29 protein-coding genes and 2 tRNA genes are annotated in these 22,247 nt (G+C 72.2%); 15 read left to right on the forward strand and 16 right to left on the reverse strand.

The features are described 5' to 3' along the window. From U5911_RS06430 to rdgB, 9 genes are all read left to right on the forward strand, one after another. Nucleotides 1–366, forward strand: a complete 366-nt coding sequence (locus tag U5911_RS06430; RefSeq protein ID WP_418771527.1) for a DUF188 domain-containing protein — start codon at nucleotides 1–3, stop codon at nucleotides 364–366. Then, nucleotides 367–945 carry a DNA-directed RNA polymerase gene (locus U5911_RS06435; RefSeq protein WP_336036131.1) on the forward strand — a complete coding sequence of 193 codons (579 nt, stop codon included), beginning with the start codon at nucleotides 367–369 and terminating at the stop codon, nucleotides 943–945. It abuts the gene before it with no gap. Further along, on the forward strand, nucleotides 946–1,143 hold the full coding sequence (gene spt4, locus U5911_RS06440; protein WP_336036132.1) for a transcription elongation factor subunit Spt4: 198 nt from the start codon (nucleotides 946–948) through the stop codon (nucleotides 1,141–1,143). 1 nt (nucleotide 1,144) lies between these two features. Beyond that, nucleotides 1,145–1,678, forward strand: coding sequence for a GTP-dependent dephospho-CoA kinase family protein (locus tag U5911_RS06445; RefSeq protein ID WP_336036133.1), 534 nt, complete (start codon nucleotides 1,145–1,147; stop codon nucleotides 1,676–1,678). Between the two features lie 104 nt (nucleotides 1,679–1,782). Further along, nucleotides 1,783–2,106 carry a 30S ribosomal protein S24e gene (locus U5911_RS06450; protein ID WP_336036134.1) on the forward strand — a complete coding sequence of 108 codons (324 nt, stop codon included), beginning with the start codon at nucleotides 1,783–1,785 and terminating at the stop codon, nucleotides 2,104–2,106. Next, nucleotides 2,106–2,240 (forward strand): 30S ribosomal protein S27ae, encoded by a 135-nt coding sequence (locus U5911_RS06455; protein ID WP_336036135.1) that lies wholly within the window; start codon nucleotides 2,106–2,108, stop codon nucleotides 2,238–2,240. Before U5911_RS06450 ends, U5911_RS06455 begins: the two co-directional genes overlap by 1 nt. An 8-nt stretch (nucleotides 2,241–2,248) precedes the next feature. Next, nucleotides 2,249–3,826 (forward strand): bifunctional N(6)-L-threonylcarbamoyladenine synthase/serine/threonine protein kinase, encoded by a 1,578-nt coding sequence (locus U5911_RS06460; protein WP_336036136.1) that lies wholly within the window; start codon nucleotides 2,249–2,251, stop codon nucleotides 3,824–3,826. 78 nt (nucleotides 3,827–3,904) lie between these two features. After that, entirely contained in the window at nucleotides 3,905–4,177 is a 273-nt protein-coding gene (locus U5911_RS06465) for a DUF5808 domain-containing protein (protein WP_336036137.1), read from the forward strand. A gap of 43 nt (nucleotides 4,178–4,220) precedes the next feature. Beyond that, entirely contained in the window at nucleotides 4,221–4,775 is a 555-nt protein-coding gene (gene rdgB, locus U5911_RS06470; protein WP_336036138.1) for an RdgB/HAM1 family non-canonical purine NTP pyrophosphatase, read from the forward strand. Nucleotides 4,776–4,792: 17 nt separating this feature from the next. On the opposite strand, the gene U5911_RS06475 is transcribed toward rdgB, so the two are convergent. The 8 genes from U5911_RS06475 to U5911_RS06510 all read right to left on the reverse strand — a co-directional run bounded on the left by U5911_RS06475 (nucleotide 4,793) and on the right by U5911_RS06510 (nucleotide 9,904). Continuing rightward, complete coding sequence (locus U5911_RS06475) at nucleotides 4,793–5,263, reverse strand: DUF7384 family protein (RefSeq protein WP_336036139.1); 471 nt, start codon at nucleotides 5,261–5,263, stop codon at nucleotides 4,793–4,795. Continuing rightward, nucleotides 5,256–5,408, reverse strand: coding sequence for a hypothetical protein (locus U5911_RS06480; protein WP_336036140.1), 153 nt, complete (start codon nucleotides 5,406–5,408; stop codon nucleotides 5,256–5,258). Before U5911_RS06480 ends, U5911_RS06475 begins: the two co-directional genes overlap by 8 nt. Continuing rightward, the gene (locus U5911_RS06485) at nucleotides 5,405–6,172 is read right to left on the reverse strand and encodes a DUF6517 family protein (protein WP_336036141.1); all 768 of its coding nucleotides are present in this window, start codon (nucleotides 6,170–6,172) and stop codon (nucleotides 5,405–5,407) included. Before U5911_RS06485 ends, U5911_RS06480 begins: the two co-directional genes overlap by 4 nt. 95 nt (nucleotides 6,173–6,267) lie before the next feature. Continuing rightward, on the reverse strand, nucleotides 6,268–7,140 hold the full coding sequence (locus U5911_RS06490; RefSeq protein WP_336036142.1) for a dihydrodipicolinate synthase family protein: 873 nt from the start codon (nucleotides 7,138–7,140) through the stop codon (nucleotides 6,268–6,270). Between the two features lie 410 nt (nucleotides 7,141–7,550). Next, on the reverse strand, nucleotides 7,551–7,727 hold the full coding sequence (locus tag U5911_RS06495) for a DUF7501 family protein (RefSeq protein ID WP_336036143.1): 177 nt from the start codon (nucleotides 7,725–7,727) through the stop codon (nucleotides 7,551–7,553). 92 nt (nucleotides 7,728–7,819) lie between these two features. Then, nucleotides 7,820–8,959, reverse strand: coding sequence for a site-2 protease family protein (locus U5911_RS06500; RefSeq protein WP_336036144.1), 1,140 nt, complete (start codon nucleotides 8,957–8,959; stop codon nucleotides 7,820–7,822). Between the two features lie 166 nt (nucleotides 8,960–9,125). Beyond that, nucleotides 9,126–9,197, reverse strand: a tRNA-Thr gene (locus U5911_RS06505). A gap of 44 nt (nucleotides 9,198–9,241) precedes the next feature. Next, complete coding sequence (locus U5911_RS06510; RefSeq protein WP_336036145.1) at nucleotides 9,242–9,904, reverse strand: DUF7114 family protein; 663 nt, start codon at nucleotides 9,902–9,904, stop codon at nucleotides 9,242–9,244. A gap of 59 nt (nucleotides 9,905–9,963) precedes the next feature. On the opposite strand from U5911_RS06510, the gene U5911_RS06515 reads away from it, so the two are divergent. Then, on the forward strand, nucleotides 9,964–10,647 hold the full coding sequence (locus tag U5911_RS06515) for an enoyl-CoA hydratase/isomerase family protein (RefSeq protein WP_336036146.1): 684 nt from the start codon (nucleotides 9,964–9,966) through the stop codon (nucleotides 10,645–10,647). Between the two features lie 33 nt (nucleotides 10,648–10,680). Here U5911_RS06515 and U5911_RS06520 read toward each other — a convergent pair whose 3' ends face one another. Beyond that, entirely contained in the window at nucleotides 10,681–11,487 is an 807-nt protein-coding gene (locus U5911_RS06520) for an NAD+ synthase (RefSeq protein WP_336036147.1), read from the reverse strand. Between the two features lie 118 nt (nucleotides 11,488–11,605). On the opposite strand from U5911_RS06520, the gene U5911_RS06525 reads away from it, so the two are divergent. After that, nucleotides 11,606–11,676 (forward strand) — tRNA-Gly (locus U5911_RS06525). Between the two features lie 202 nt (nucleotides 11,677–11,878). Here the strand turns inward: U5911_RS06525 and U5911_RS06530 are convergent. Then, a complete protein-coding gene (locus tag U5911_RS06530) occupies nucleotides 11,879–12,358 on the reverse strand; it encodes a hypothetical protein (RefSeq protein ID WP_336036148.1) in 480 nt (159 codons plus the stop codon). Nucleotides 12,359–12,451: 93 nt separating this feature from the next. On the opposite strand from U5911_RS06530, the gene U5911_RS06535 reads away from it, so the two are divergent. Continuing rightward, nucleotides 12,452–12,856 (forward strand): DUF7988 family protein, encoded by a 405-nt coding sequence (locus tag U5911_RS06535; RefSeq protein WP_336036149.1) that lies wholly within the window; start codon nucleotides 12,452–12,454, stop codon nucleotides 12,854–12,856. A gap of 87 nt (nucleotides 12,857–12,943) precedes the next feature. On the opposite strand, the gene U5911_RS06540 is transcribed toward U5911_RS06535, so the two are convergent. The 3 genes from U5911_RS06540 to U5911_RS06550 all read right to left on the reverse strand — a co-directional run bounded on the left by U5911_RS06540 (nucleotide 12,944) and on the right by U5911_RS06550 (nucleotide 14,900). Next, nucleotides 12,944–13,660 (reverse strand): Nmad3 family putative nucleotide modification protein, encoded by a 717-nt coding sequence (locus tag U5911_RS06540; RefSeq protein WP_336036150.1) that lies wholly within the window; start codon nucleotides 13,658–13,660, stop codon nucleotides 12,944–12,946. After that, entirely contained in the window at nucleotides 13,657–13,914 is a 258-nt protein-coding gene (locus U5911_RS06545; RefSeq protein ID WP_336036151.1) for a DUF7577 domain-containing protein, read from the reverse strand. Before U5911_RS06545 ends, U5911_RS06540 begins: the two co-directional genes overlap by 4 nt. Nucleotides 13,915–13,988: 74 nt before the next feature. Beyond that, nucleotides 13,989–14,900 carry an acyltransferase gene (locus tag U5911_RS06550; protein ID WP_336036152.1) on the reverse strand — a complete coding sequence of 304 codons (912 nt, stop codon included), beginning with the start codon at nucleotides 14,898–14,900 and terminating at the stop codon, nucleotides 13,989–13,991. Between the two features lie 105 nt (nucleotides 14,901–15,005). Between U5911_RS06550 and U5911_RS06555 the strand changes: the two genes are divergently transcribed. After that, a complete protein-coding gene (locus U5911_RS06555; RefSeq protein ID WP_336036153.1) occupies nucleotides 15,006–16,064 on the forward strand; it encodes an aldo/keto reductase in 1,059 nt (352 codons plus the stop codon). 66 nt (nucleotides 16,065–16,130) lie between these two features. After that, nucleotides 16,131–16,934: a CPBP family intramembrane glutamic endopeptidase gene (locus U5911_RS06560; RefSeq protein ID WP_336036154.1), complete on the forward strand. Its 804-nt coding sequence runs from the start codon at nucleotides 16,131–16,133 to the stop codon at nucleotides 16,932–16,934. A gap of 44 nt (nucleotides 16,935–16,978) precedes the next feature. On the opposite strand, the gene U5911_RS06565 is transcribed toward U5911_RS06560, so the two are convergent. Together U5911_RS06565 and U5911_RS06570 are read right to left on the reverse strand one after the other, a co-directional pair. After that, the gene (locus U5911_RS06565; RefSeq protein ID WP_336036155.1) at nucleotides 16,979–17,998 is read right to left on the reverse strand and encodes a mechanosensitive ion channel family protein; all 1,020 of its coding nucleotides are present in this window, start codon (nucleotides 17,996–17,998) and stop codon (nucleotides 16,979–16,981) included. Nucleotides 17,999–18,232: 234 nt separating this feature from the next. Beyond that, on the reverse strand, nucleotides 18,233–19,771 hold the full coding sequence (locus U5911_RS06570) for a heme-binding protein (protein WP_336036156.1): 1,539 nt from the start codon (nucleotides 19,769–19,771) through the stop codon (nucleotides 18,233–18,235). Between the two features lie 102 nt (nucleotides 19,772–19,873). Here U5911_RS06570 and U5911_RS06575 point away from each other — a divergent pair, with 102 nt between their 5' ends. Then, complete coding sequence (locus U5911_RS06575) at nucleotides 19,874–20,398, forward strand: PadR family transcriptional regulator (RefSeq protein WP_336036157.1); 525 nt, start codon at nucleotides 19,874–19,876, stop codon at nucleotides 20,396–20,398. Here U5911_RS06575 and U5911_RS06580 read toward each other — a convergent pair whose 3' ends face one another. Further along, nucleotides 20,399–22,192, reverse strand: coding sequence for a site-2 protease family protein (locus U5911_RS06580; RefSeq protein ID WP_336036158.1), 1,794 nt, complete (start codon nucleotides 22,190–22,192; stop codon nucleotides 20,399–20,401). Nucleotides 22,193–22,247 lie beyond the last annotated feature (55 nt).

A 22,247-nucleotide genomic window follows, 5' to 3' on the forward strand; every position in this document is an offset into this window, starting at 1 on the left:
ATGGACGCCAACGCGCTGATGCTGCCCGTCGAGTTCGGCGTTCGCGTCTTCGAGGAGCTCGACCGGCTGCTCGAGGACTACGAGGCGGTCGTGCCCGCGGCCGTCCGCGCGGAACTCGAGAAGCTCGCCGCGACCGGCGGCGAGGCGGGCAAGGCGGCCAGCGTGGGGGCGGACCTGGCGGACCGCTGTGCGACCGTGGCAGCCACCGAATCGTACGCCGACGACGCGCTCTACGAACTCGCCACCGCGGGCGACGTGGACGCGGTCGTGACGAACGACGCCCCGCTCCGGGACCGGCTGCTCGACGCCGGCGTGCCGGTAATCCATTTAAGGGGCCGGAATCAATTGACCATCACTCGACCATAAATGTACAAGCGAGCACGGCTGAAGGACACGGTAGAGGTCCCCCCCGAACACCTCGGGGACGTGAGTCCGGACCTCGTGAAGCGGCTACTGCAGGACAAACTGGAGGGACGGATGGACGAGGACATCGGCAGCGTCGTCACCGTCACCGCCGTCCACGACCTCGGCGAGGGCGCGGTGCTCCCGAACCGCCCGGGCGTCTACTTCGAGGCGGAGTTCGACGCCGTCACGTTCGACCCCGAGATGCAGGAGGTCGTCGACGGCGAGATCGTCGAGGTCGTGAGCTTCGGCGCGTTCGTCGGCATCGGGCCCGTCGACGGCCTGCTGCACGTCTCCCAGATCAGCGACGAGTACCTCGCGTTCGACGAGGAGAACCAGCAGCTGGCGTCCCGCGAGTCGAACAGCGTCATCGGCACCGGCGACGCGGTCCGGGCGCGCATCGTCACGAAGAGCATCGACGAGCGCAACCCCCGCGAGTCGAAGATCGGGCTGACCGCGAAACAGCCCGGCCTCGGCAAGCACGGCTGGCTGCGCGAGGACCGCGAGCAGGAACTCAGCGACGCGCCCGGGGAGGCGGAGTAGATGGCGTCGAACCGCCTGGCCTGCCACGACTGCCACCGCATCGTCGAACCGGACGAGGAGATGTGCCCGTACTGCTCGTCGACGAGCCTCACGGAGGACTGGGCGGGCTACGTCGTCATCACCCACCCCGAGAAATCCGAGATCGCAGAGAAGATGGAGGTCTCGGAGGCGGGCGAGTACGCGCTGAAGGTCCGGTAGCGTGGCTCGCGCGGCCGCGACGCTGCCGCCGGACGCCCGCGGCGCGTTCAAGGACCCGCTCGGGCCGGTCTACGAGGACGTCTACGACCTGCTGGCGGACGCGGGCAGCCCCGTGATCGCCGTCGGCGACGTCGTCACGTACCACCTCGTCGAGGCAGGCGCGCCGCCGAAGGTCGCCGTCGTGGACGGGAAGACCGAGCGCGAGGCGGTCTCCGAGGCGGTCGCCGGCGGGCGGCCGGACGCCGACCGCACCGTCGAGGTCGAGAGCGACCCGGCGACGGTGTCCGTCGAACTCCTCGAGGCGCTCGCGGACGCCGTCCGCGCGGACGGGTCGACCGTGGTGTCCGTGACCGGCGAGGAGGACCTGGCGACGCTGCCCGCGGTGTTGCTCGCGCCCGCGGACGCTAGCGTCGTCTACGGCCAGCCCGGCGAGGGGATGGTGCTCGTGAACGTCACGAGCGCGGTCGCCGCGCGGGCCCGGGCGCTCTGCGAGCGCCTGGAGACGACCGGGGCGTTCTGGGATATCGTGGACTGACGCGGGCGGCCCGGTCGAGGGCTGGCTGACGGCGGGTCTCGGTGGCTGAAACCGCCCTTCGAAATCCTTTTACTTATTTCGCGTCCATGTACGGACAACTGACCATGGAAATCGAGATTCTGGAGCAGGAGGAGAACCCGCTGCTCCACCGGACCGAGGTCGAATTCGAGGTCGAACACGAGGACGCGACGCCGTCGCGGCTGTCCGTGCGGGACAGCCTCGCGGCGAAGCTGGACAAGGACAGCGAGGAGGTCGTCGTCCACGAACTCGACACGAAGTTCGGGATGCGGAAGACCATCGGCCGCGCGAAGACCTACGACTCGCCGGAGGCGGCCGCGGAGGTCGAACACGAGCACATGCTCGAGCGGAACAAGATCGGCGCCGACGACGACGGCGAGGCCGACGCCGAGGCGGAGGAGGCCGAATAATGCCGCGCGGCGACTACTACGGCGACGACGGCACGACCGAGAAGGAGACGTGCCCGCGCTGTGGCGACACGTTCCTCGCGGACCACGGCGACCGCAAGCACTGCGGGAAGTGCGGCTACACCGAGTGGGAGTAGCCCGGTAGATGCGGGTTCTCGGAATCGAGGGCACTGCGTGGTGTGCGAGCGCGGCGCTGTACGATTCCGGGACCGGTTCTGTCGTCGTCGAGTCCGACGCCTACGAGCCCGAGCGCGGCGGCATCCACCCGCGCGAGGCCGCCGAGCACATGCGGTCGGCGATCCCCGCGGTCGTCGCCGAGATACTCGAGGAGGCCGACGGCGACGTGGACGCGGTGGCGTTCTCCAGGGGGCCCGGACTGGGGCCGTGCCTGCGCATCGTCGGGTCGGCGGCGCGCGCGCTCGCCCAGACCCTCGACGTGCCGCTCGTCGGCGTCAACCACATGGTCGCGCACCTCGAGATCGGCCGCCACGAGTCGGGGTTCGACGCGCCCGTCTGCCTGAACGCCAGCGGCGCGAACGCCCACGTGCTCGCGTACCGGAACGGCCGGTACCGCGTGCTCGGCGAGACGATGGACACGGGCGTCGGCAACGCCCTCGACAAGTTCACGCGCCACGTCGGCTGGAGCCACCCCGGCGGCCCGAAGGTCGAGGAGCACGCGAGGGCGGGCGAGTACACGGAACTCCCGTACGTCGTGAAGGGCATGGACTTCTCGTTCTCGGGCATCGTGAGCGCCGCGAAGGACGCCTACGACGGCGGAGTGCCCGTCGAGGACGTCTGCCGGGGCCTCGAGGAGACGGTGTTCGCGATGCTCGCCGAGGTCAGCGAGCGCGCGCTCTCGCTGACCGGCCGCGACGAGCTCGTCCTCGGCGGGGGCGTCGGCCAGAACGAGCGCCTGCGCGGGATGCTCGCGGCGATGTGCGAGCAGCGCGGCGCGGAGTTCCACGCGCCCGAGCCGCGGTTCCTCCGGGACAACGCCGGGATGATCGCGGTGCTCGGCGCGAAGATGGCGGCGGCCGGCGACACGCTCGCCGTCGCGGACTCGGCTATCGACTCGCAGTTCCGGCCGGACGAGGTTGACGTGACGTGGCGGGACCCCGAGCCGCCGGCGCGGCCGGACGGCGACGTGGTGCAGGGCGCGGAGGCGACGGTGCGCTTCGAGGGCGACCGCGTGGTGAAAGCGCGGCTGCCGAAGGGTTACCGGCACGGCGCCCTCGACGCGCGCCTGCGCCGCGACCGGACGGTCCTGGAGGCCCGGCTGACCAGCGACGCGCGCCGCGTCGGCGTGCCGACGCCCCTGGTGTGGGACGTCGACGTCCCGGAGGCGACGCTCGTCCTGCAGCGCGTCGGCGACGCCGACCTCCGGGACGCGCTCGGCGAGGCGCGCGTCCGTGACGTCGGCCGCCACCTCGCGGCCGTCCACGCCGACGGGTTCGTGCACGGCGACCCCACCACGCGGAACGTCCGCCTGTCCGCGGTCGGCGGCGACGACCGGACGTTCCTCATCGACTTCGGCCTCGGTTACTACACGGACGACGTCGAGGACTACGCGATGGACTGCCACGTCTTCGAGCAGAGCCTCGCGGGCACCGCCGACGACCCCGGTCCCCTGGTGGCGGCCTTCGAGGACGCCTACCGGACGGCCGGCGACCCCGGCGTCCTCGAGCAGCTGCGCGCCATCGAGGGCCGGGGCCGCTACCAGTAGGCGCCCCGTCGCGGCGAGCCGGCCGCGGTCGGGGCCGTCGCCCAAACTGATTTGAGCGGCGCCGACCAACCACCGGGTATGGTCGACAAACCGTCCCGCGGCGAACTGTTCGGGGTGCCGTACAACTTCGAGCGCCCGGAGCTGAGCCGGATGCTGTCCTCGTACTGGCAGCCCGGCGAGGGGATGCTCGTGGAGAAGCCGTTCGGCATCGGGTACACGCTGAACCTCGCGAACTGGCGGTCGTGGGTCGTGGTCGCGGTCACCGGCGCGCTGCTGTGGCACCAGCAGCAGGGCGGCGGCGAGGACGACGCCGAGCGCGACGAGGCCGTCGAGGTCGTCGTCGACGACTGACCGGAACCGACGCTTCCAACTCGCTGCGCGTCGAGGTCGGGGTATGCGTACGCTCCGGTTCGCGACGACGAATCCCGGGAAGGTCCGGGAGGCCGAGGAGTACCTCGACGGCGTCTACGACGTCGAGCAACACGACTACGACTACGTGGAGGTCCAGAGCAGCGACCTCGCGGAGATCGCGGCCCGCGGCGCCGAGGACGCCTTCGAGGCCGGCGGCGACGACGTCCCCGTGATCGTGGACGACGCGGGGCTGTTCGTGCGCGGGCTCGACGGCTTCCCGGGTCCGTACTCGTCGTACGTCGAGGACACGCTCGGCGTGGAGCGCGTCTGGCAGCTCGCCGAGGGCCTCGACGACCGCCGCGCGGCGTTCCGCTGCGTGGTGGCGTTCGCGGACGGCGACACGACGGAGACGTTCGCGGGGAGCGTGCAGGGGACGCTCGTGGCGCCCCGCGGCGACGGCGGGTTCGGCTACGACCCGATCTTCGAGCACGGCGGCGAGACGTTCGCGGAGATGGGCACCGACCGGAAGAACGCGCTCAGCCACCGCGGCCGCGCGCTCGCGAAGCTCGCGGACTGGCTGGCCGAGCGCCGGTCGTAGCGGTCCGACCGCCGCAGTCAGGCCCTGGGGTCGCGGTCCGGGCCGGGGTAGTCGCCGCCGACGACCGCCGCGTACAGCGCCTCTGGGTCGAACAGGCGCGCGAACGCGTCCGGCGCCTTCACGCTGACGTCGACGCGCCCGCTCAGTTCGGCGGCGGTCCGCGCCGACCGCAGCGTCTCGTCGTAGGCGAGGACGTGCGCGGCGCCGCTGGCCTGCGCGGTGGCGAGCGCGGGCTGGTCGCCCGCCGGGTGGTCGACGACGACCGCCTCGGCCTCGAGGGTCTCCCGCCAGTCCGCGGCCAGCGCGGCGTCGCCGAGCGCGGCGGCGACGGCCTCGGCGTCGTCGAGGAGGTGGCCGCTGACCGCGAGGTCGACCCAGGAGTGCCGGCGGACGTGGTCGAGCGCGGCGCGCGCGTCGCCGTCCACGAACAGGTCCGCCGCGAGCACGTCGGCGTCCGCGACGACCCGCGCGGGGTCCACGTCAGGCATCGCCGCCCTCGTCGAGTCCGGTGTGCTCGTCGCGCTCGCCGTGCCCCCGGTCGCCGCCGCGGTGGGCCGCGAGCGACTCCCGGACGTCGTCGACGTCCACGTCGTAGGCGGCGGCGCGCTCGAAGAGGGCCGCCCAGGCGGTCATCGCGTCGCCGCCATCAGGCCCCGGACCTCCGAGCGGTACTCGTCGGGCGTCAGCCCGAGGTCGACGTCGACGGTCACGGTGATGGCCTCCGAGAGCTCCTCGGTCTCGGTGGTGGCGTAGTTCTCGGCGGGGTACGCGCCGCCCGCGACGACGACGTAGTCGCCCTCGTTCCACACCGCGAGGTCGCCCGCGACCGCGATGTCGCCGACGTCGATGGACATCGTCTCGCCGCCCGCGTCGTACTCGATGTCGCCGACGGGGAACGTCGCCTCGTACGTCGTGACGCCCGGGGACTTCCCGGAGTCCGTCTGGAAGGCCTCCTCGCCGGTCTCCCGGACGTTCTCGAGGCCGTTGTCCCGCATCCGCTGTTCGAACTGGTCGCGCGCGGCGGCCTCGACCTCGCCGACGACCTCCTCGCGGCCGACGTTCCCCGGGAGGTTGTTGAGGTCCGGGGAGAAGTTGATGTGGGAGGCCGCGTAGATGGCGAGCCGTCCCTCGATCTGGCCGAGGGTCTTCTCCGTGACCTCCGCGGCGAGCTGTTCGTCCTCGAACGTCAGCGTCGTGGACTTCGCGACGACGTCCACGGGGCCGTAGCTCTCCTCGAAGACGGTGTCCTCGCTGCGGTCGGTCCGCGTCCAGCCGCCCTCGTCCAGTTGGTCCTGCGGTACGTCCGGCGGCGCCACGGTGCCCAGCGCGCTCGTGCAGCCGGCCAGCGCCCCCAGGCCGGCGGCGCCCGCGACGCCGAGGAATCTGCGTCGTTCCATGCTGCTACGTCCGGCGCCGCGGCGTTAAGGGCCTTCCGAAGAGTGACAGTAATGAGACACTACTTCGAGTAGGAGCGGCTTACTCCGCCGCGCGGTCACGGCAGCGCGTCCTCGACCAGGGCGGCGAGGTCGGCGGCCGTCTCCTCGTCGACGGGCCGGTGCGGCGACCGCACGGTGCCCGCCGGGAGGCCCCGCGACCGCATCGCCGCCTTCAGTCCCGGGACGCCGTGGGTCGCCGTGACCGCGGTGTTGAGTTCGAGGACGCGGCGGTTGCACTCGCGGGCGGCCGCGTCGTCGCCGGCGACGTGGCGGTCCCGGATCTCGCCGGCGCGCTCCGGGACGACGTTCGCGAGCGCGAGCACGCCGCCGTCCGCGCCCGCGTCCAGCGCCGCCGCGAACACGCCGCCGCTCCCGACGAACAGCTCGAAGTCCGCGTCCGCGGTCGCCGTCCGCGTCCGCTGGAACGCCGCGAGGTCGCCCGACGAGTCCTTCATCCCGGCGACGTTCCCGTGGGCGGCCAGCGCGCCCACCGTCTCCGGTTCGAGCGCGACGCCGGTGTACTTCGGGACGCTGTAGAGGTAGACGGGCAGCGGCGACGCGTCCGCGACCGCCCGGTAGTACGCCGCCAGGCCGTCCTGGTCGTGGTCGTAGTAGAACGGCGTCACGACGAGCGCGCCGTCCGCGCCGGCGTCCGCGGCGGCCCGGGTCGCCTCGACGGTCTCCCGGAGGCCGGGACTGCCGGTGCCGGCGAGCACCGGGACGTCCCCGGGGACGGCGTCCGCGACCGTCTCCACGACGGCCGCGCGCTCGGCCGCCGTCAGCAGTTCCGCCTCGCTGTTCGACCCGCAGGGCACCAGGAAGTCCGCGCCCGCTTCGACGACCCACGCCGCGAGGTCCGCCAGCGCCGCGTGGTCGACCGCGCCGTCGTCCTCGAAGGGAGTCGCCAGCGGCACACCGAGTCCGTGCATACCGCGGCCAACGCGGCCGACGCCGTAGTGGTTTCCCCTCCGCGGGCGCTCCGTCTGACGAATCTTTATAATGCACCGGGAGAATCGGTCGAACTGGACGCGCGTCGACTTCTCCCATCCTCCCCCCGCGCGTCCGGCACTCCCCCCACTCCCACTTTCCCGCGTTTCCCGCCCGGTCGGCGGCGAGTAACCCGTAAATTCGAGACCGGACTACCTGCCCGCCGACCCGTGACTGACACACTGCTCGTCGGTGGCGTGCTCGTCGCGTGCTCCGTGGCGTACAACGTCGGCGGGTCGCCGAGCGCGTGGAGGAACGCGTCGAACGGCACCGCGAGGCGGCCGCGGACCGCGAGTCCGAGCGCGTCGGCGACCCGTCGGCCCGACGGCGCCTCGGGGGCGAGTCCGCGTCGTCACCCCGGCCAGCCGCGCGGGACGTCCCTCGCGACGCGGCCGCGCCACGCGTCGAAGGCGTCGCTGCAGTCCGGGTTGTCGTCGACGTGGTCGACGAAGCCGCTCCCCGGCGAGGGGAGGTCGCCGCCACAGAACGGGCACTGATTCGGGTCGCCCCAGGCCGTCTCGAGTGGCATGCTATCACACAACACGGAACGGGTGTTACGTCTTCCCCCAATACGCACATCCAGAATACTACGTCCCCGGCAGCCTCGAAGGACGTTCTAGGTCACGCCGGGACGCCGCCGCGGAAGCCCCGCTGGATCGTCAGCGCGTGCGAGTAGTCGCCCTCGCTGAGCACGCCGACGAACTCGCCGCGGTCCTCGACGACGGCCGCGTTCCCGCCCGCCTGCTGGAGCACCACCAGGGTGTCGAACGCGTCCGCGTCCGCCTCGACGGTCGGCACCTCCCGCATCACCTCCCGGACCGTTGCCGTCTCGCGGTCGCCCTCTTTCACGCCCTTCAGGTCGCGGAGCGCCACCACGCCGACCGGCTCCCCGGACTCGCCGACCACCAGGTGGACGTCCTGGCGGTCCTGGAGCAACTGCCGGCCGAACTCGGCGACGGTCGTCGACGCCGCCACCGTCGGAGGCTCGCGCGTCGCGATGTCCCCGACCGTGATGCCCTCCAGCAGTTCGTCCACGAGCACCGTCCGGGACTCCGTCGTCGCCGCGCCGTAGATGAACAGCGCGAGCAACAGCAGGATGATCTGGAACGTCAGCACGCCCACGATGGCGAACAGGAACGCGAACAGCACGCCGACGCGCGCCGCGATGCGGGTCGCCGCGCCGTACGACCGGCGGCGCGCCAGCAGCGCGCGGAAGATCCGGCCGCCGTCCATCGGGAACGCCGGCAGCAGGTTGAACCCCGCCAGCACCACGTTCGTGATGGCGAGCCAGCCGAGCACGAACCGCGGCACCGCCAGGGACGCCGGCGACACCACCAGCACCGCCCAGCAGACCGCCGCCACCAGCACGCTCGACACCGGACCGGCGATGGCGATCCAGAACTCGCGGTTCCACTCCTTCGGCAGCGACTTCAGGGACGCGATGCCGCCGAGGATCCACAGCGTGATCGACTCGATCTCGATGCCGTACCGCAGCGCCACCCACGAGTGCCCGAGCTCGTGGACGGTCACGCTCACGAACAGCCCGAGCGCCGCCACCACGCCGATGACCCACGGCGTCGACCCCGCCTCGAGCACGTCGACGTCGAACCCGACGCCCGTCAACCCCTCGATGAGGCCGGCGTACAGCCCGATCTGCTCGCCGCTGCCGATGAGCCACGCCAGGATCGGGAGGAAGATCAACAGCGACGTGTTCACGCGGATCGGGATGCCCCAGACGCTCGCGATCGTGTAACTCCGCATACTCGTCGTTGTCGCCGCGCGAACACTTAGTTCGTCGGGCGAGGGAGAACGGGGCCCAAGCCGGGAGTTCGACGACCTCGGGCGGTCGCCCCCGGAGTCGCGCTGGGACTGACCGGCTCGAATCGCGGCGACGGCGGCTGCTCGTCGCACAGTCCCTCGCGGAAAGAGCCTAGGCCGGGATTTGAACCCGGGCTCTCGTCCTTACCAAGGACGCGCTTTACCGCTAAGCTACCCAGGCGCGCACTCGAAGGAAGGGCCGGCGACTTCTTTAGGCGTTTCGATTCAGTGGTCGCCCGCAGACGTCGGGCTGAGCGGTTCGTCGACCGCCTGGCTGCCGGCGCGCGCCAGGACGTCCTCGACCTCCTCCGGGAGGGTCTCGCGGGCGTCCGGGAGCGGCACGTCGGCGTCGTCAGCGAGGCCGACGACGTACTGGCGGAGCGCCAGCGGCGTCTCGCCGCCCGCCGCCGTGCCGCCGGCGATGGCGGCGAGCTCGAAGACGTTCGCCTCGAGGGACCGCGACGTCGGCGTCCGGTCCTCCTGGCTGTCGGTCTCGTGGCGGCCGAACTCGCGGACGGTCTGGACGGCGTGGCCGGCGGCCTCGGTGCGCGCGAGCAGCCGGAAGCCCCGAGCGACGAGGACGTCCGCGGCGAGCACGTCGAGGTCGCTGTCCGGGTCGTCCTCGTCGGTGTGCGCCCACGGCTCCTCGGCGACGAGGTCCCTCGTGGTGCGCAGCCCCTCGTAGATGAGCTGGACGCCCGCCGCCCGGCGCGTGACGGCCTCGCTGTCGGCTGCGCCGTCGACGGCTCGCGCGCTCAGCACCGCGAGCACGCCGGGGAGCATCGAGGACGACGCGACGTGGTCGTCGATGACCGCCCGGAGGCCGTCGGGTTCGATGTCCGCGACGGCGTCCCGGGCGGCCGCCCGCGCCTGCTCGGCCTCCTCCATCACGCGGAAGTTGCGGCGGGAACGGCAAAGACCTTTGGAAAGCACCGCCCACCCCCGGTATGCTTCGCGTGCAGGACGACGACGCGGTCCGCGCGGTGACCCTCGACCGCCCGGCCGCGCGGAACGCGCTGACGCCCGACGCGCTCGACGACCTCCGGGACGCCGTCGCCGGCGCCGCCCAGCCCGTGGTGTACGTCCACGGCGCCGGCGACGCGTTCTGCGCGGGCGCCGACCTCGACACCGTCCGCGGGCTCGACGGCGAGGGCGGCGCGGCGTTCGCGCGCCGCGGCCAGCGCACGATGAACGCCATCGAGGACGCCGACAGCGTCGTGGTCGCCGGCGTGGACGGCGCGGCCCGAGGCGGCGGCGTGGAGCTCGCGCTGGCCTGCGACGTCCGCGTCGCCACGCCGGACGCGTCGTTCGCGGAGACCGGAGTGACCCTCGGCCTGTTCGGCGCGTGGGGCGGCACGCGGCGCCTCCAGCGCGCGGTCGGCGCGACCCACGCCGCCGACCTCTCGCTGTCCGGCCGCACGGTCGACGCCGACGCCGCCCGCGACGTCGGCCTCGTCTCGCGCGTCGTCGAGGACCCGCGAGCCGTCGCCGACGAGATCGCCGACAACGACGCCGCGGCGCTCCGCGAACTCAACGCCCTCCTCGCCGACGACGCGGACCGCGAGACGACGGACCGCCGCGAAGCCGAGGCGTTCGGCCGCCTGCTCGCCGCCGACCCCTTCGAGGACTGACCGGCGGCGGGCCGCGCCGGCCCAGACACCCGGTCAGGGCGCCGGCGGGACGGCGCGCTTGTGCCTGCTGCGCTCGTGGAGGCCGCGGACCGTCTCCACGACGTCCCCGCTGACCCCGAGGTGGCTCGCCGTCGCGGACGCCGGCACGTTCCCGTCGACGTGCAACGCGAGCACCGCGTCGATGGTGTCGTAGTCCACGCCGAGCTCCTCCTCGTCGGTCTGGTCGGCCCACAGCTCCGCGGTCGGCGTCTTCGTCACGAGGTCCTCGGGCACCCCGAGGTCGCGGGCGAGCTGGCGGACCTGCATCTTGTAGAGGTTCCCGATGGGGTGGCAGTCCACCGCGCCGTCCCCGTACTTCGTGAAGTAGCCGACGAGCGCCTCCGTGCGGTTCCCCGTCCCCAGCACGAGCCCGTCCTCGTGGTTCGCGACGAGGTAGTTCAGCACCGCCCGGGTGCGAGCGCGCGCGTTCCCCACCGCGAGCTGGTCGCCCTCGGCGGCCGGGTAGCGGTCCGTCAGGAGGTCGACGAACGGGTCGATCTCCACGACGTCGTACTCGACGCCCAGCGTCTCGGCGACGCGCTCGGCGTCGCTCATGTTCTGCTCGCTGGACACCGCGCCCGGCATCACGAGGCCGTGGACGGCGTCCGCGCCGAGCGCCTCGACGGCCAGGTGCGCGACGGTCGTCGAGTCGATGCCGCCCGACAGTCCGAGCACCGCCCGCTCCGCGCCCGCGGCCGCCAGCCGGTCGCCGACGAACGACTCGATGCGCTCCCGGCGCGCGGCCAGCTCCGCCTCCGAGAACCGGAGGTCCAGTGGCTCCACAGTGTCTGGTGCAGTCATCGCCACTGGCTTCGGTGTCAGCCGACTAAAACCCAGGCGCCGCCCGCGGATTCGTGGACGAACGTCCACCGGCCGAAGCGCTACGTTCAAGTGGGGCGCTCGGATAGTGTCGAGGTGAGCGCTGGTGGTCTAGTGGTAGGACATGAGCTTCCCAAGCTCATAGCCCGGGTTCAATTCCCGGCCAGCGCACTTCGCAGTCTCACTTCGTTCGACAGCTCGTGGGCTGGCCGACGTCTCGCTCGCTTTGCTCGCGAGACTCCCGGCCAGCGCACGACTGTTCGTTCGGTGTTCTGGTCGTTTCCGGTGGATTCCCGGCCGGCGCACAGCCGCTCGGGAGGGTTCTCTCGATGCGTCGCTCGCGCGTACTCGCTGTTGTCGGCGACCGCCGAGTCTACGACGGCCCGACGTCGTCCGGGCTGTAGCCGGGGATGGAGACCTCGTTGCCGGCGTCGCCGACGTTCCCCCAGACGGCGCCGTGGCGCTGGACGACGACCTCGAACTGGAGGCGGTCGTCGGGGCCGGCGTGCGTGACGAGCGTCTCGACGCTGTCGTGTTCGTGGGAGTGGACGGTGAGGCTGTAGACGCCCGGGTGCCCGTCGAAGTCGCTGAGCTGGTAGAGATTCCCGGACGCGGGCGCGCTGTAGGTCCCCCAGAGCGGTCGGTGCTTGTCCCCCTCCGGGTCGACGTACGTGAGGGTGAGGGTGAGGGGCTCCTCGCGGTCGGTGTCCGCGCGCAGGACGACGCGCTCGAGGACGCGCGACTGCTCGGAGGTGGTCGTGGACGACTCGGACGTCCCGAACTGGCTGCAGCCGGCGAGACCGGCGGTCGCTGTGACTCCCGCAGCGGCTTTCAGGAGGGCGCGGCGGCGCATGGCCGGCACGTCTCCGGCGACGCGTAAGTGCTTTCGCGTCGCCGCGCAGCGCCGCCCGGAACGCTCTTCCCGGTACCGGGCCCAGCGACACCCGTGTCTGGACTGGACGCCGACGCCGCCCGCGAGTACGTCCGCACCGAACGCGGCGACGTCCTCGACGCTGTCGACGCGTGCGCGGACGCAGTGGCCGGCCGGTGGGCGAGCGACAGTACGGCGGACGCGGCCGCTGTCGCCGACCCCCTCGAGGACTGCCTCGCGGCGGCCGGCGTGCTGGACGCGCTCCCGGGCGTGCTCGTCGGCGCCGTCGACGCGGCCGGCGGCGAGCTCCGGGCGTCGCCCGTCCCGGCGCCCCCATACGTCGCGGTGACGAGCAGGGGGCCGGTGCTGCGCGCGACCCTCGAGGACGGCCGCCTCGTCGTCACGCTCGCGGCGTTCCGCGTGACCGACGACGGACGGTACGAGCGCGATGCGACCGACGTGACGGTGGGAGTGCGCTGAGCGAGGTGACGGTGGGAGTGCGCTGAGCGAGGTGACGGCGGTGTCGGACGTGACGGCGACTCCGGTGGCGCCGCCGACTCGAGGGCGTCAGCGGACGGCCGGATACGCGTCGCGGTCGCGGTCGACCCACTCGCGGAGGCGGGCGTGGCCGTCGCTGTCGTAGCGCAGCGGCCGCCGCCACCACGGCCCCCTCCCGGAGTCGCCGGACCACTCGGTGACCGCGCGGTTGGCGTCGACGCCGCGCTCGCCGCTCAGCGGGACCGCGGCGTCGTAGAGCCGCGAGTCGTCGGTGCCGGCGAGCAGCACCGCGGCGTCGAACGGGTCGCGTCGCAGGTGGGCGTTCCCCGCGAACGCGGCGCGCTCCTCTGCGGGCAGCGCGTCGTAGTCGTCGCCGGCGACGGGGTCGCGGGCGAGCTCGAACTCCCCGACGAGGTAGGCGCCCCAGTCGGCGGCCATCCAGTCCCGCGGCCGGTCGGGGGCGTCGAGGGTCGCGTAGAAGTACACGCGGTCGCCGGCCTCGAGGTCGAGGAGAGGCCGGGCCTTCACGCCGTGGGGGTCGCCGTACGTGTACCGCTCGCAGCAGGGGTACTCGGCGAACGACGGGTCGAGGTGGACGCGGGTCTCCCGGACGTCCGCGGGCAGGTCGATGGGGAGGTCGAGGTCGGCGTACGTCGGCACCGGCGCCGCCGTCGGCTCGGACTCCGGGATGGGGACGTAGACGAACGAGCCGTCCGCGCGCAGCGGCCCGCGGAAGCCGGGCTGGTTGGTGTTCGCGGCGACGTTGACGGCGACGGCGCGCGTCACGGCTGGAGCGCGCTCGTGCAGTCCCAGCAGAACCGGTAGTCGGCGTCGTTCTGCGCGCCGCAGGCCGGACACAGGCGGACGTCGGGGTCGCCTGCGGCGTCGGCGTCGCGGTGCTGTCGGTCCGCTGCGCGCGGCGGCTCCGTGCTGGGCCGCGACTCGGACGCGCCGAGGTCGCCGTGCTGGAGGCGCCGCCACACCGCGAACTGGAGCGCCGCGACGAGCAGGACCGCGACGACGAACAACCCCCACTCCATGCGTGACGTTAGCACGCCGAGCCTATTCAGCCTTGGCCCCGGGCCGGCCCGCCGGCGCGCCGTCCGCCCGGCGGTCACGCGTCCGGCGGCGACAGGTCGCGCTGGAACTCGTCGAACGCGTCCAGGTCGTCCGGCAGGTCGTCGTCGATGCGGCGCTCGGCCTGCCGGTTCTCGTTGGCGTCCTCGACCGGGTCGGCGACCGACTCCCAGCCGGGCTTGACCTTGACGGACTTCGCGGGACTGCCGACCGCGACGTGGTGGTCGGGCACGTCGCCCTGCACGACCGAGCGCGCGCCGACGATGGCGTTCTCGCCGACGCGGACGCCGGCGCGCACCATCGCGCCCTGCGTGACGCGGGCGTCGTCGCCGACGACCGTGTGGTAGTTCTCGACCTCGGTCTGGTCGACGACGTCGTGGTCGTGCGTGTACACGTGCACGCCGTCGCTGACGCTCGCGCGGTCGCCGACCGTGAGCTTCCCGCGGTCGTCGAGGTGGACGTCGTCGTGGACCACGACGTTGTCCCCGATCTCGATGTTGTGGCCGTACGTCATCGTGATGCCCTTGAACAGCCGGACGTCGTCGCCGACGTCCGCGAACAGGTGGCCGGCGAGCATCCGGCGGAACCGCAGCGCGAACGCCACGTTGTCGGCCAGCGGCGTGCCGTCGAACTGCCGCCACAGCCACTGCAGGGGCTTCGAGCGCGCGAACGCCGCCTCGTCTTTCTCCGCGTAGTACTCGGACTCGAGGGTGGCGTGCCGGGGGTCGTAGTTCTGGAGGCGCGCCGCCTCCACGGGCGAGACGGACTCGTCGTTCCGCCAGGCCTCGTAGGCGTCGCGGTCCCCGTGCAGGTCCACGAGCGTCTCCGCCACGGCGTCCGCGAGCTCGTCGGGCCCGCTCGCGGCCGCGAGCCGGTCGTCCACCGCCGAGACGAACCCGCGGAGCGTCGCCTCCGCGTCGTCCGGCAGGGAGACGTGTCGCTTGGTCATACCCCTACCTCTGCTTGCGGCACTGATAGTGGTTTCCGTCCCGGCGGCGACGCCCGTGCCGCCGGAACCGCACCCGCTAAGTGCGAGTCCTCCCAAGTACCACCCATGCAACACCGCGAACTCGGAGACTCCGGGGTCGAGGTCAGCGAAGTCGGGTTCGGCGCGTGGGTCGTCGGCACCGACTGGTGGGGCGACCGCGACGAGGACGACGCCCTCGAACTGGTGGAGTACGCCCTCGACCGGGGCATCACGTACTTCGACACGGGCGACGTCTACGGCCACGGCCGCAGCGAGGAGCTCCTCGGCGAGGTGCTCGCGGAGCGCGGCGACGAGATGACCGTCGCCACCAAGGTCGGCTACGACTTCTACAACAACCCCCAGGCGGGCCACGGCGAACTCCCGAAGGAGATGCACGCCGAGTACCTCGAGGACGCCGTCGAGCGGAGCCTCGAGCGCCTCGGCGTCGACCACGTCGACTACCTCCAGCTCCACAACCCGAACGTCGACGAACTCACCGACGACGTCCTCGAACTCCTCGACGAGCTCCGCGAGGACGGCGTCGCGGACGCCGTCGGCCTCGCGCTCGGCCCCTCCATCGGCTGGCTCGCGGAGGGCGACTTCGGCATCGAGGAGGGGTTCGACGGCGTCCAGTACGTGGGCAACGTCCTCGAACAGGACGTCCACCGGCACTTCGTGAACACGATCCGCCAGTCGGACTCGTCGACCTCGCTCATCCCGCGGGTGCCACACTCTTCGGGCCTCCTGAACGAGCAGGTCACCCCCGACACGGAACTCGGCGAGGGCGACCACCGCGGCTTCCGCCCCGACGAGTGGTACGAGACCGGCTGGGAGAAGATCGAACAGCTGCGGTTCCTCGAGCGGGACGGCGAGCGCACGATGGGGCAGGCCGCCATCCAGTGGCTCCTGAGCTTCGACGAGGTCGCGACCGTCACGCCGACGTTCCGCTCGAAGGCCGACGTCGACGAGTGGGCGGCCGCCCCCGAGACGCCCCCGCTCGGCGTCGACGAGCAGGACCGCGTCGCCGAACTGTACGCCCAGAACTTCGGCGTCGACCGCTTCGACGGCATGAGCGAGGAGGACTACCGCACGAGCGTCGACGGAGAAGACCTGCGGGACGCGGGGCTCGTCGGGTCCGCGGACTGAGGGTCGGTCCCGGCGGACACCTCCGAGCGGCAACTGTTTTGACGCGGCCGGGAGTCCCGGACCGGTATGGGAGACACAGCGCGTGGGTCGTTCGCGCGACGGTTCGGCGCGACGTTCGCGGCGGGCCTCCCGGGCGTCGCGGCGCTCGTCGCGTGGGTGTACGGCACGACCGACGCGGCGGACGTCCCGGTGGAACTCACCGCGACGACGTACGCGGTCCTCTCGGCGGTCAATCCGCTGTTGTTGCTCGCGGCGTCGTGCGCCGTCGGCGCGTACGCCGCGCCCAGGGTCGGTTTCGAGTCGCACCTGACGCGGCGGGTCGAGCGCGGCGACGCGGTGTGGCCGCGCCTCCGCGAGGAGGTGCGTCTCGCGGTCGGTCTCGGTCTCGCCGGGTCGGTCGCCGTCGTCCTCGTCGACGTCGCGCTCGCGCCGTTCGTCGCCCAGGACCTCGCCGCGCTCGGCGCGGACGCCGGGACGCTCGGCGGCGTGCTCGCGTACGTCCCCGTGCGCTTCCTCTACGGCGGCGTCACGGAGGAACTCCTGTTGCGGTACGGCGTCATGTCCGCTGTGGCGTTCGCCGGCTGGCGACTCCGAGGGTCGCCGGCGGCCGGTCCCTCCCGCGGCGTCGCGTGGGCGGCGATCGTCGTCGCGGCGGCCCTGTTCGGCGTCGGCCACCTGCCCGCGCTCGCCGCGAGCGTCGCGCTCACGCCCGCGCTCGTCGCGCGCACGGTCCTCCTGAACGCCGTCGCCGGCGTCGTCTTCGGGTGGCTGTTCTGGCGCCGGAGCCTCGAGGCCGCCGTGGTCGCTCACGCGACCTTCCACGTCCCGCTCGTCCTGCTCTCGCTCGCCCAGGTCGCCCTCGCGGCCTGAAGCGCGCGGGCCGTGGACGGTCGGGGTGTTCGCTCGCTCGCCCGTCAGTCCCGGTCGGCGCCCTCCGCTCCGCCCTCCGTGGCGTCCTCGGTGGCCGTCAGGTCCCCGACGCCGGCCGCCCACTCGTCGACGTTCTCGCGGACGAACTCCTGGCCGCCGAGGCCGACCGCGACGCCGACGCCGATGGCGAGCGCGAGCGCGAGCGCGCCGAAGAACGCCACGACGAACGCCGTGAACATCGTGGTCAGCGGCGCCACGCTGACGCCGACGGTGCTCAGCGCGACGGTGATCGCGAGGTAGTAGACGAACAGCTTCGCGAACGCCGCGGCGACGCCGACGACGGTTCCCTCGCCGGACTCGCGGACGAGGCCGCCGACGCGCTCGGCGACCCAGACGCCGACGACCAGCACCAGGAGGCCGCCGACCAGCGCCGGCAGGTAGCCGACGACCTCGGTCATGAACGCCGAGAACGCGTCGACCGCGAGGATGTCGGCGACCGCCAGCAGCGTCAGCAGGTAGACGTAGTACGTGACCAGCGTCCCGACGAGACGGCCGAACTCGCCGGTCTCGTCGCCGAACCGCTCCAGGGGGGTGCCGCGCAGGTAGGGTCCGACGCGGAAGCCGCTGACGACGCCCGTGACGGCGTCGCCGACGATGCGGGCGACGACGAACCCGACGACCAGCACCACGATCGCGCCGAGGATGACGGGGACGTACGCGGCGAGGTCCGCGAGCAGCTCGGTGAGCAGGTCGATGTCGAGGACGTCGACGGCGGCGACCAGCGCGACGAAGTAGACGTAGTACGACACCAGGGTGCCGAGCGCGCTGGCGATGGTGTCGTGGTCGCCGACCGATTCGACGGCGGTCCCCGCCGTGTAGCGGCTCATGCCGATGCGGCGGACGACTCGCGTGACGAGGCTGCCGAGGAGGCGGCCGACCACGTACCCGACGAACAGGATGACGACCGCGGCGACGAGCGTCGGCAGGTACGCGACGACGTCCGCGAGGGTCTGGTCGACGGCGTCCGACACCTGGCCCTGCAGGATGAGGTACTGGGCGAACATCCCCTAGAACGGCGACTAGTCGGCGTATTGTTACCGGGTACGTACGCGATAGTTAGTAGCACCCACACGGCCGAGCGGGCGACGCTGCGCGGCATTCAGCGGCCGTCGCGGCGCACGGCCGAGCGGGCGACGCTGCCTTCGGGTCCCGCTGGACGAACCGCGAGGGAGGGCTCGCTGCCACTGCAGTGGATGGTTGCTACTGTAGTGGATGGTTGCTACTGTAGTGGATGGCTGCTACTGCAGGAACACGTGCCGCGGGCGGTCCGCGAGCACGTCCCGCCCCCAGTCGACCGTGTCGCTGAAGTCGTCGCTCCGGAAGAACGACATCGCGTCGTCCTTCGAGCGCCACTGGCTCGCGATGAACATGTCGTCGTCGTTCTCGACGTTCACCATGAGGTCCGTCTCGACGTGCCCGTCCGTGTCCGCGAGCACGTCCGCGACGCTGTCGAACTTCTCGACGAAGTCCGCGGTGTGCTCGGGCTTCGTCTCGTAGAACATCCCCATCGTGCCGAACCCGGACTCCTCGCCGGCGCGCTCGACGATGCCCGGGAGGTCCGAGAGGAAGCCGGCGGCGGTGTCCGCGGCGCTGGCGGTCTCCCAGATGGAGACGACCGCGCAGCGGTCGGTCTGGCGGCCCTCGTAGACCGCGGTCTTGACGTGGGTGCCGTAGTGCCCGAAGTTCCCGCGGAGGCCGCTCACCTCCTCGAACAGGTCGTCGGTGTCGGCCTCCGAGTACAGGACGGTCGCGTGGACGTCCTCGCCGTGGGGCTGTCCCGCGTAGATGTCGAGGTCGGCGAGTTCGCCGCGGAGGTCGCCGGACTCGTCGCCGTCGTGGTGGCCGCCGTCGCCGCCGTGGCGGTCGCCGCCGTGGTGGCTGCCCTCACCGCTGTCGGCGGCGTGACGGTGGGCCTCGCCGCCTCCGCCGTGGGCGTGCTCGCTCTCAGCGTGGTGGTGGATGTCCTCCTCGACGTGGTGGCCGTCGCCGCCGTCCCCGGGCGTCGGCACCTCCTCGCCGGCCATGTACGCCGGGAGGTCCGACGGCGGGAAGCGGCGGCCGACGTAGAACTCGCCGAACTCGCCGTACTTCGCCGACACCTCGTCGAAGCGCATCTCGTAGACGATGTCCTTGATGTCGGTCAGGTCGTCGGCGAACAGCGTCACGCCCCACTCCCAGTCGTCGAGCCCGACGCTGGACGCGATGACCTGCGAGACCTTCCCCGCGTACTGCTTGCCGAGGTCGCCGTGGGCGTCCATCAGCTCGGCGCGCTCCTCCAGCGGGAGGTCGTACCAGTTCTGGCCGGCCTCCCGCTTCTTGCTCATCGGGTAGAAGGAGACGTACGTGTCCCCGGGGACCTCGGGCGTGAGCTTCGAGTCGAAGTACTGCCGGACGCCCTCGTCGACGGACGCCGGGTCCTCGAAGTAGTCCGGGGCCGTGTACCCCGAGACCTCGACGACGGAGACGTACGAGTGGGCCTGCTCGGTGTACGCCGCGAACGCCGTCTGCTCGAACGACCGCTCGATGCGGTCGAGCGCGTCCAGGGACTCCCGGAAGTGCACGAACATGAGGTCGGCCTTGTGGCCCGTGACCGCGAACACCGCCGAGTCGCCCTCGTCGTCCCGCGCGAGCGCCTCGCGGTGCGCGAGGAACGACTCGGCGTCCGACAGCGCCGCCTCGCGGTCGCGCTCGGGCGCGGACCGCCACGCGTCCCAGTCCACGGTGTAGAAGTCGTGGAGCGCGAACCAGCCCTCGTCGGTGGGTGGAGCGTCTACCATGCTCGGGCCTTCGGATTCCCGCTAAATGGGGTTTCCGAAGCCGCGCCGGCGGGGTTGCCCGACCGAAACGCTTTCCCCGCGAACCGCGGAACGTCCGCCCGAATGCCCAAGAGCGGTCCGCCGAAGGGACTCGTCTCCTACCTCGTGCTCGAGCTCCTCGAGGAGAAACCCCGGTACGGCTACGAGCTCCTCAAGGAGATCAAGACCATCAGCGGCGGCCACTGGGAGCCCTCGTACGGCTCCGTCTACCCCATCCTCTACAAGTTCGAGGAGGAGGGGTACGCCGAGCGCATCGAGGTCGAGGACGAGCCCGACCGGAAGTACTTCGAGATCACGGACGCGGGCCGCGAGAAGCTCGCCGACAAGCGCGCGGAGGTCGGCGAGACCGCCGACGACGTCACGGACGTCATCCTCGGGTTCTACCACGTGTTCGCGGCGCTGGCGACCGACGAGCGCTTCCGGGTCGAGGACCCCGACCCGGGCGAGGGGTGGCGGTTCGACGAGCAGTTCTCCGCGTGGATCGCCGAACAGGTCATCCGCCACCACGAGTACTACTTCGGCGACTTCGAGCGCGTGCCCGACACCCCCGAGGAGTTCGCCGAGCGGATGGGCCTCGACGACGAGTAGCTAGTTCAGCAGCTGCGGCCCGAAGAACATCAACACGAGGCTGGCGAGCATCAGCAGGCCGACGCTCGTGGTGATCGCCTGCGTGACCGCGCGCCGGTCGCCGACCGGCAGCCGGGACGTCACCGCCTCCGCGACCGTCCGCAGCAGGTGCCCGCCGTCCAGCGGGAACGCCGGGATGCAGTTGAAGAACGCGAGGTTGAGGTTGATCCACCCCGTCCACAGCAGGAGGTTCGCGAACGCGAACACCGCGACGTCGGGGACCGCCCCCGACACGACGAAGAAGTTCGCGTTCGGGCCCGCGAACCCGGGGAAGTTGAACGGGATGGTGGGGTCGAGCAGGCTCAACAGCGGCAGGAACAGCGCGGCGAACACGCCCTGCAGGAACCCGGCGACGCCGCCGTCGCTCCCGCCGACCATCAGCGACAGCGCGGGCGACCCGGAGACGTCCCCGGAGACGAGCGAGTGCATCGCGTCCGCGGGGTACAGCTGCGCGCCGAACCCGGAGACGGCGAGGCCGCTGACGCCGGGCGCGATGACGACGCCGAAGTAGCTGGAGCCGTCGTCCTGCTCGCCGAGTTCCACGTCGTACGTCCGGCGTTCGCCGTCGACGTACGCGACCACGTCGACGGTCTCGCCGGGCGCGAGGTCGTCGAGGGTGGCCTGGAGGTCGGCCCGCGAGGTGACGCGCTCGCCGGCCAGCGACGTGACGACGGCGTCGGTCTCCGCGGGCATCCCGCTGTCTGCGGCCGGACCGTCCGGGACGACGGTCGCGAGCGCGCCGGCGGGCGCGGTGACGGTCGTGCCGTCCTCGAACGCGAACGACGCCACCGAGTGGTTCTCGACGGCGTCCTCCAGCCCGGCCTCCGTGTAGACGTCGGTGCCGTTGACGGACGCAAGCACGGCGTCGTCGTCGACGTCCTCGAAGGGCGCGTTCTCCGCGACGTGGACGACGAGCAGGTAGCGGTCGACCGACACGGTCTCGCCGTCCGCCAGCGTCACCGCCACCGTCCGGTCGGTGGAGGCCGCCAGCGCGTCCTCGAACTCGGTGTTGTTCGCGACCGGCGCGCCGTCGACGGCGGTGACGCGGTCGCCGGCGCCGATGCCGGCCGCGGCCGCCGCGGACGCGTCGTTGACGTCGCCGACGAGGCCGCCGCTGGCGACGCCGACGGCGCCCGCGACGGGGCCGAACAGCAGCGCGAACGCCACCACGACGACGAGGAAGTTGTTCGTCACGCCCGCCGCGAACATGCGCGCTCGCGCGCCGCGGTCGGCGTTCCGCTGGCTCTCCTCGTCCGGCTCGACGAACGCGCCGATGGGCAGCACCGCCAGCAGCGCCAGCCCCATCGACTCGACCTCGATGTCCTCGACCCGGCACATCAGGCCGTGACCGAACTCGTGGACGACCATCCCGACGAACAGGCCGGCGACGATCTCGGGCGCGACCGACAGCGGCATGAAGTCGCTGACACCGGGGATGACGAGCGCGTTCCGCGGCTGGTTCACCGCGGACGGCTCCGGCGGGTTCGCGAGCGTGCCGACCGCGGACGTCACGAGCATGAACAGCGTGCCGGCGGCGACGACGAGCGCGACGCCGAGGCCGAAGTTCCCCCACGCGCGCCACAGGCGTCTCGGCTCCGCCGCGCGGTCCAGCAGGCGCTTCCCCCGTTTCGTGTGCAGCGTGAGTATCGGGCCGCTCGTCTTGACGAACGACGGTAGCAGGCCGCGGGACTTCGCCCACGACGCGGCCACCCAGTACGCTAGCAGGGCGACGAGGGCGACCGTCAGGAGGTCCATTACCGTACGCTCAGGGGCCGCGCGGCAAAAGCGGTTGGGTCTCGGCGGCGCCGCG

It is taken from the genome of Halobacterium yunchengense (assembly GCF_037031165.1).
GTDB lineage: Archaea > Halobacteriota > Halobacteria > Halobacteriales > Halobacteriaceae > Halobacterium > Halobacterium yunchengense.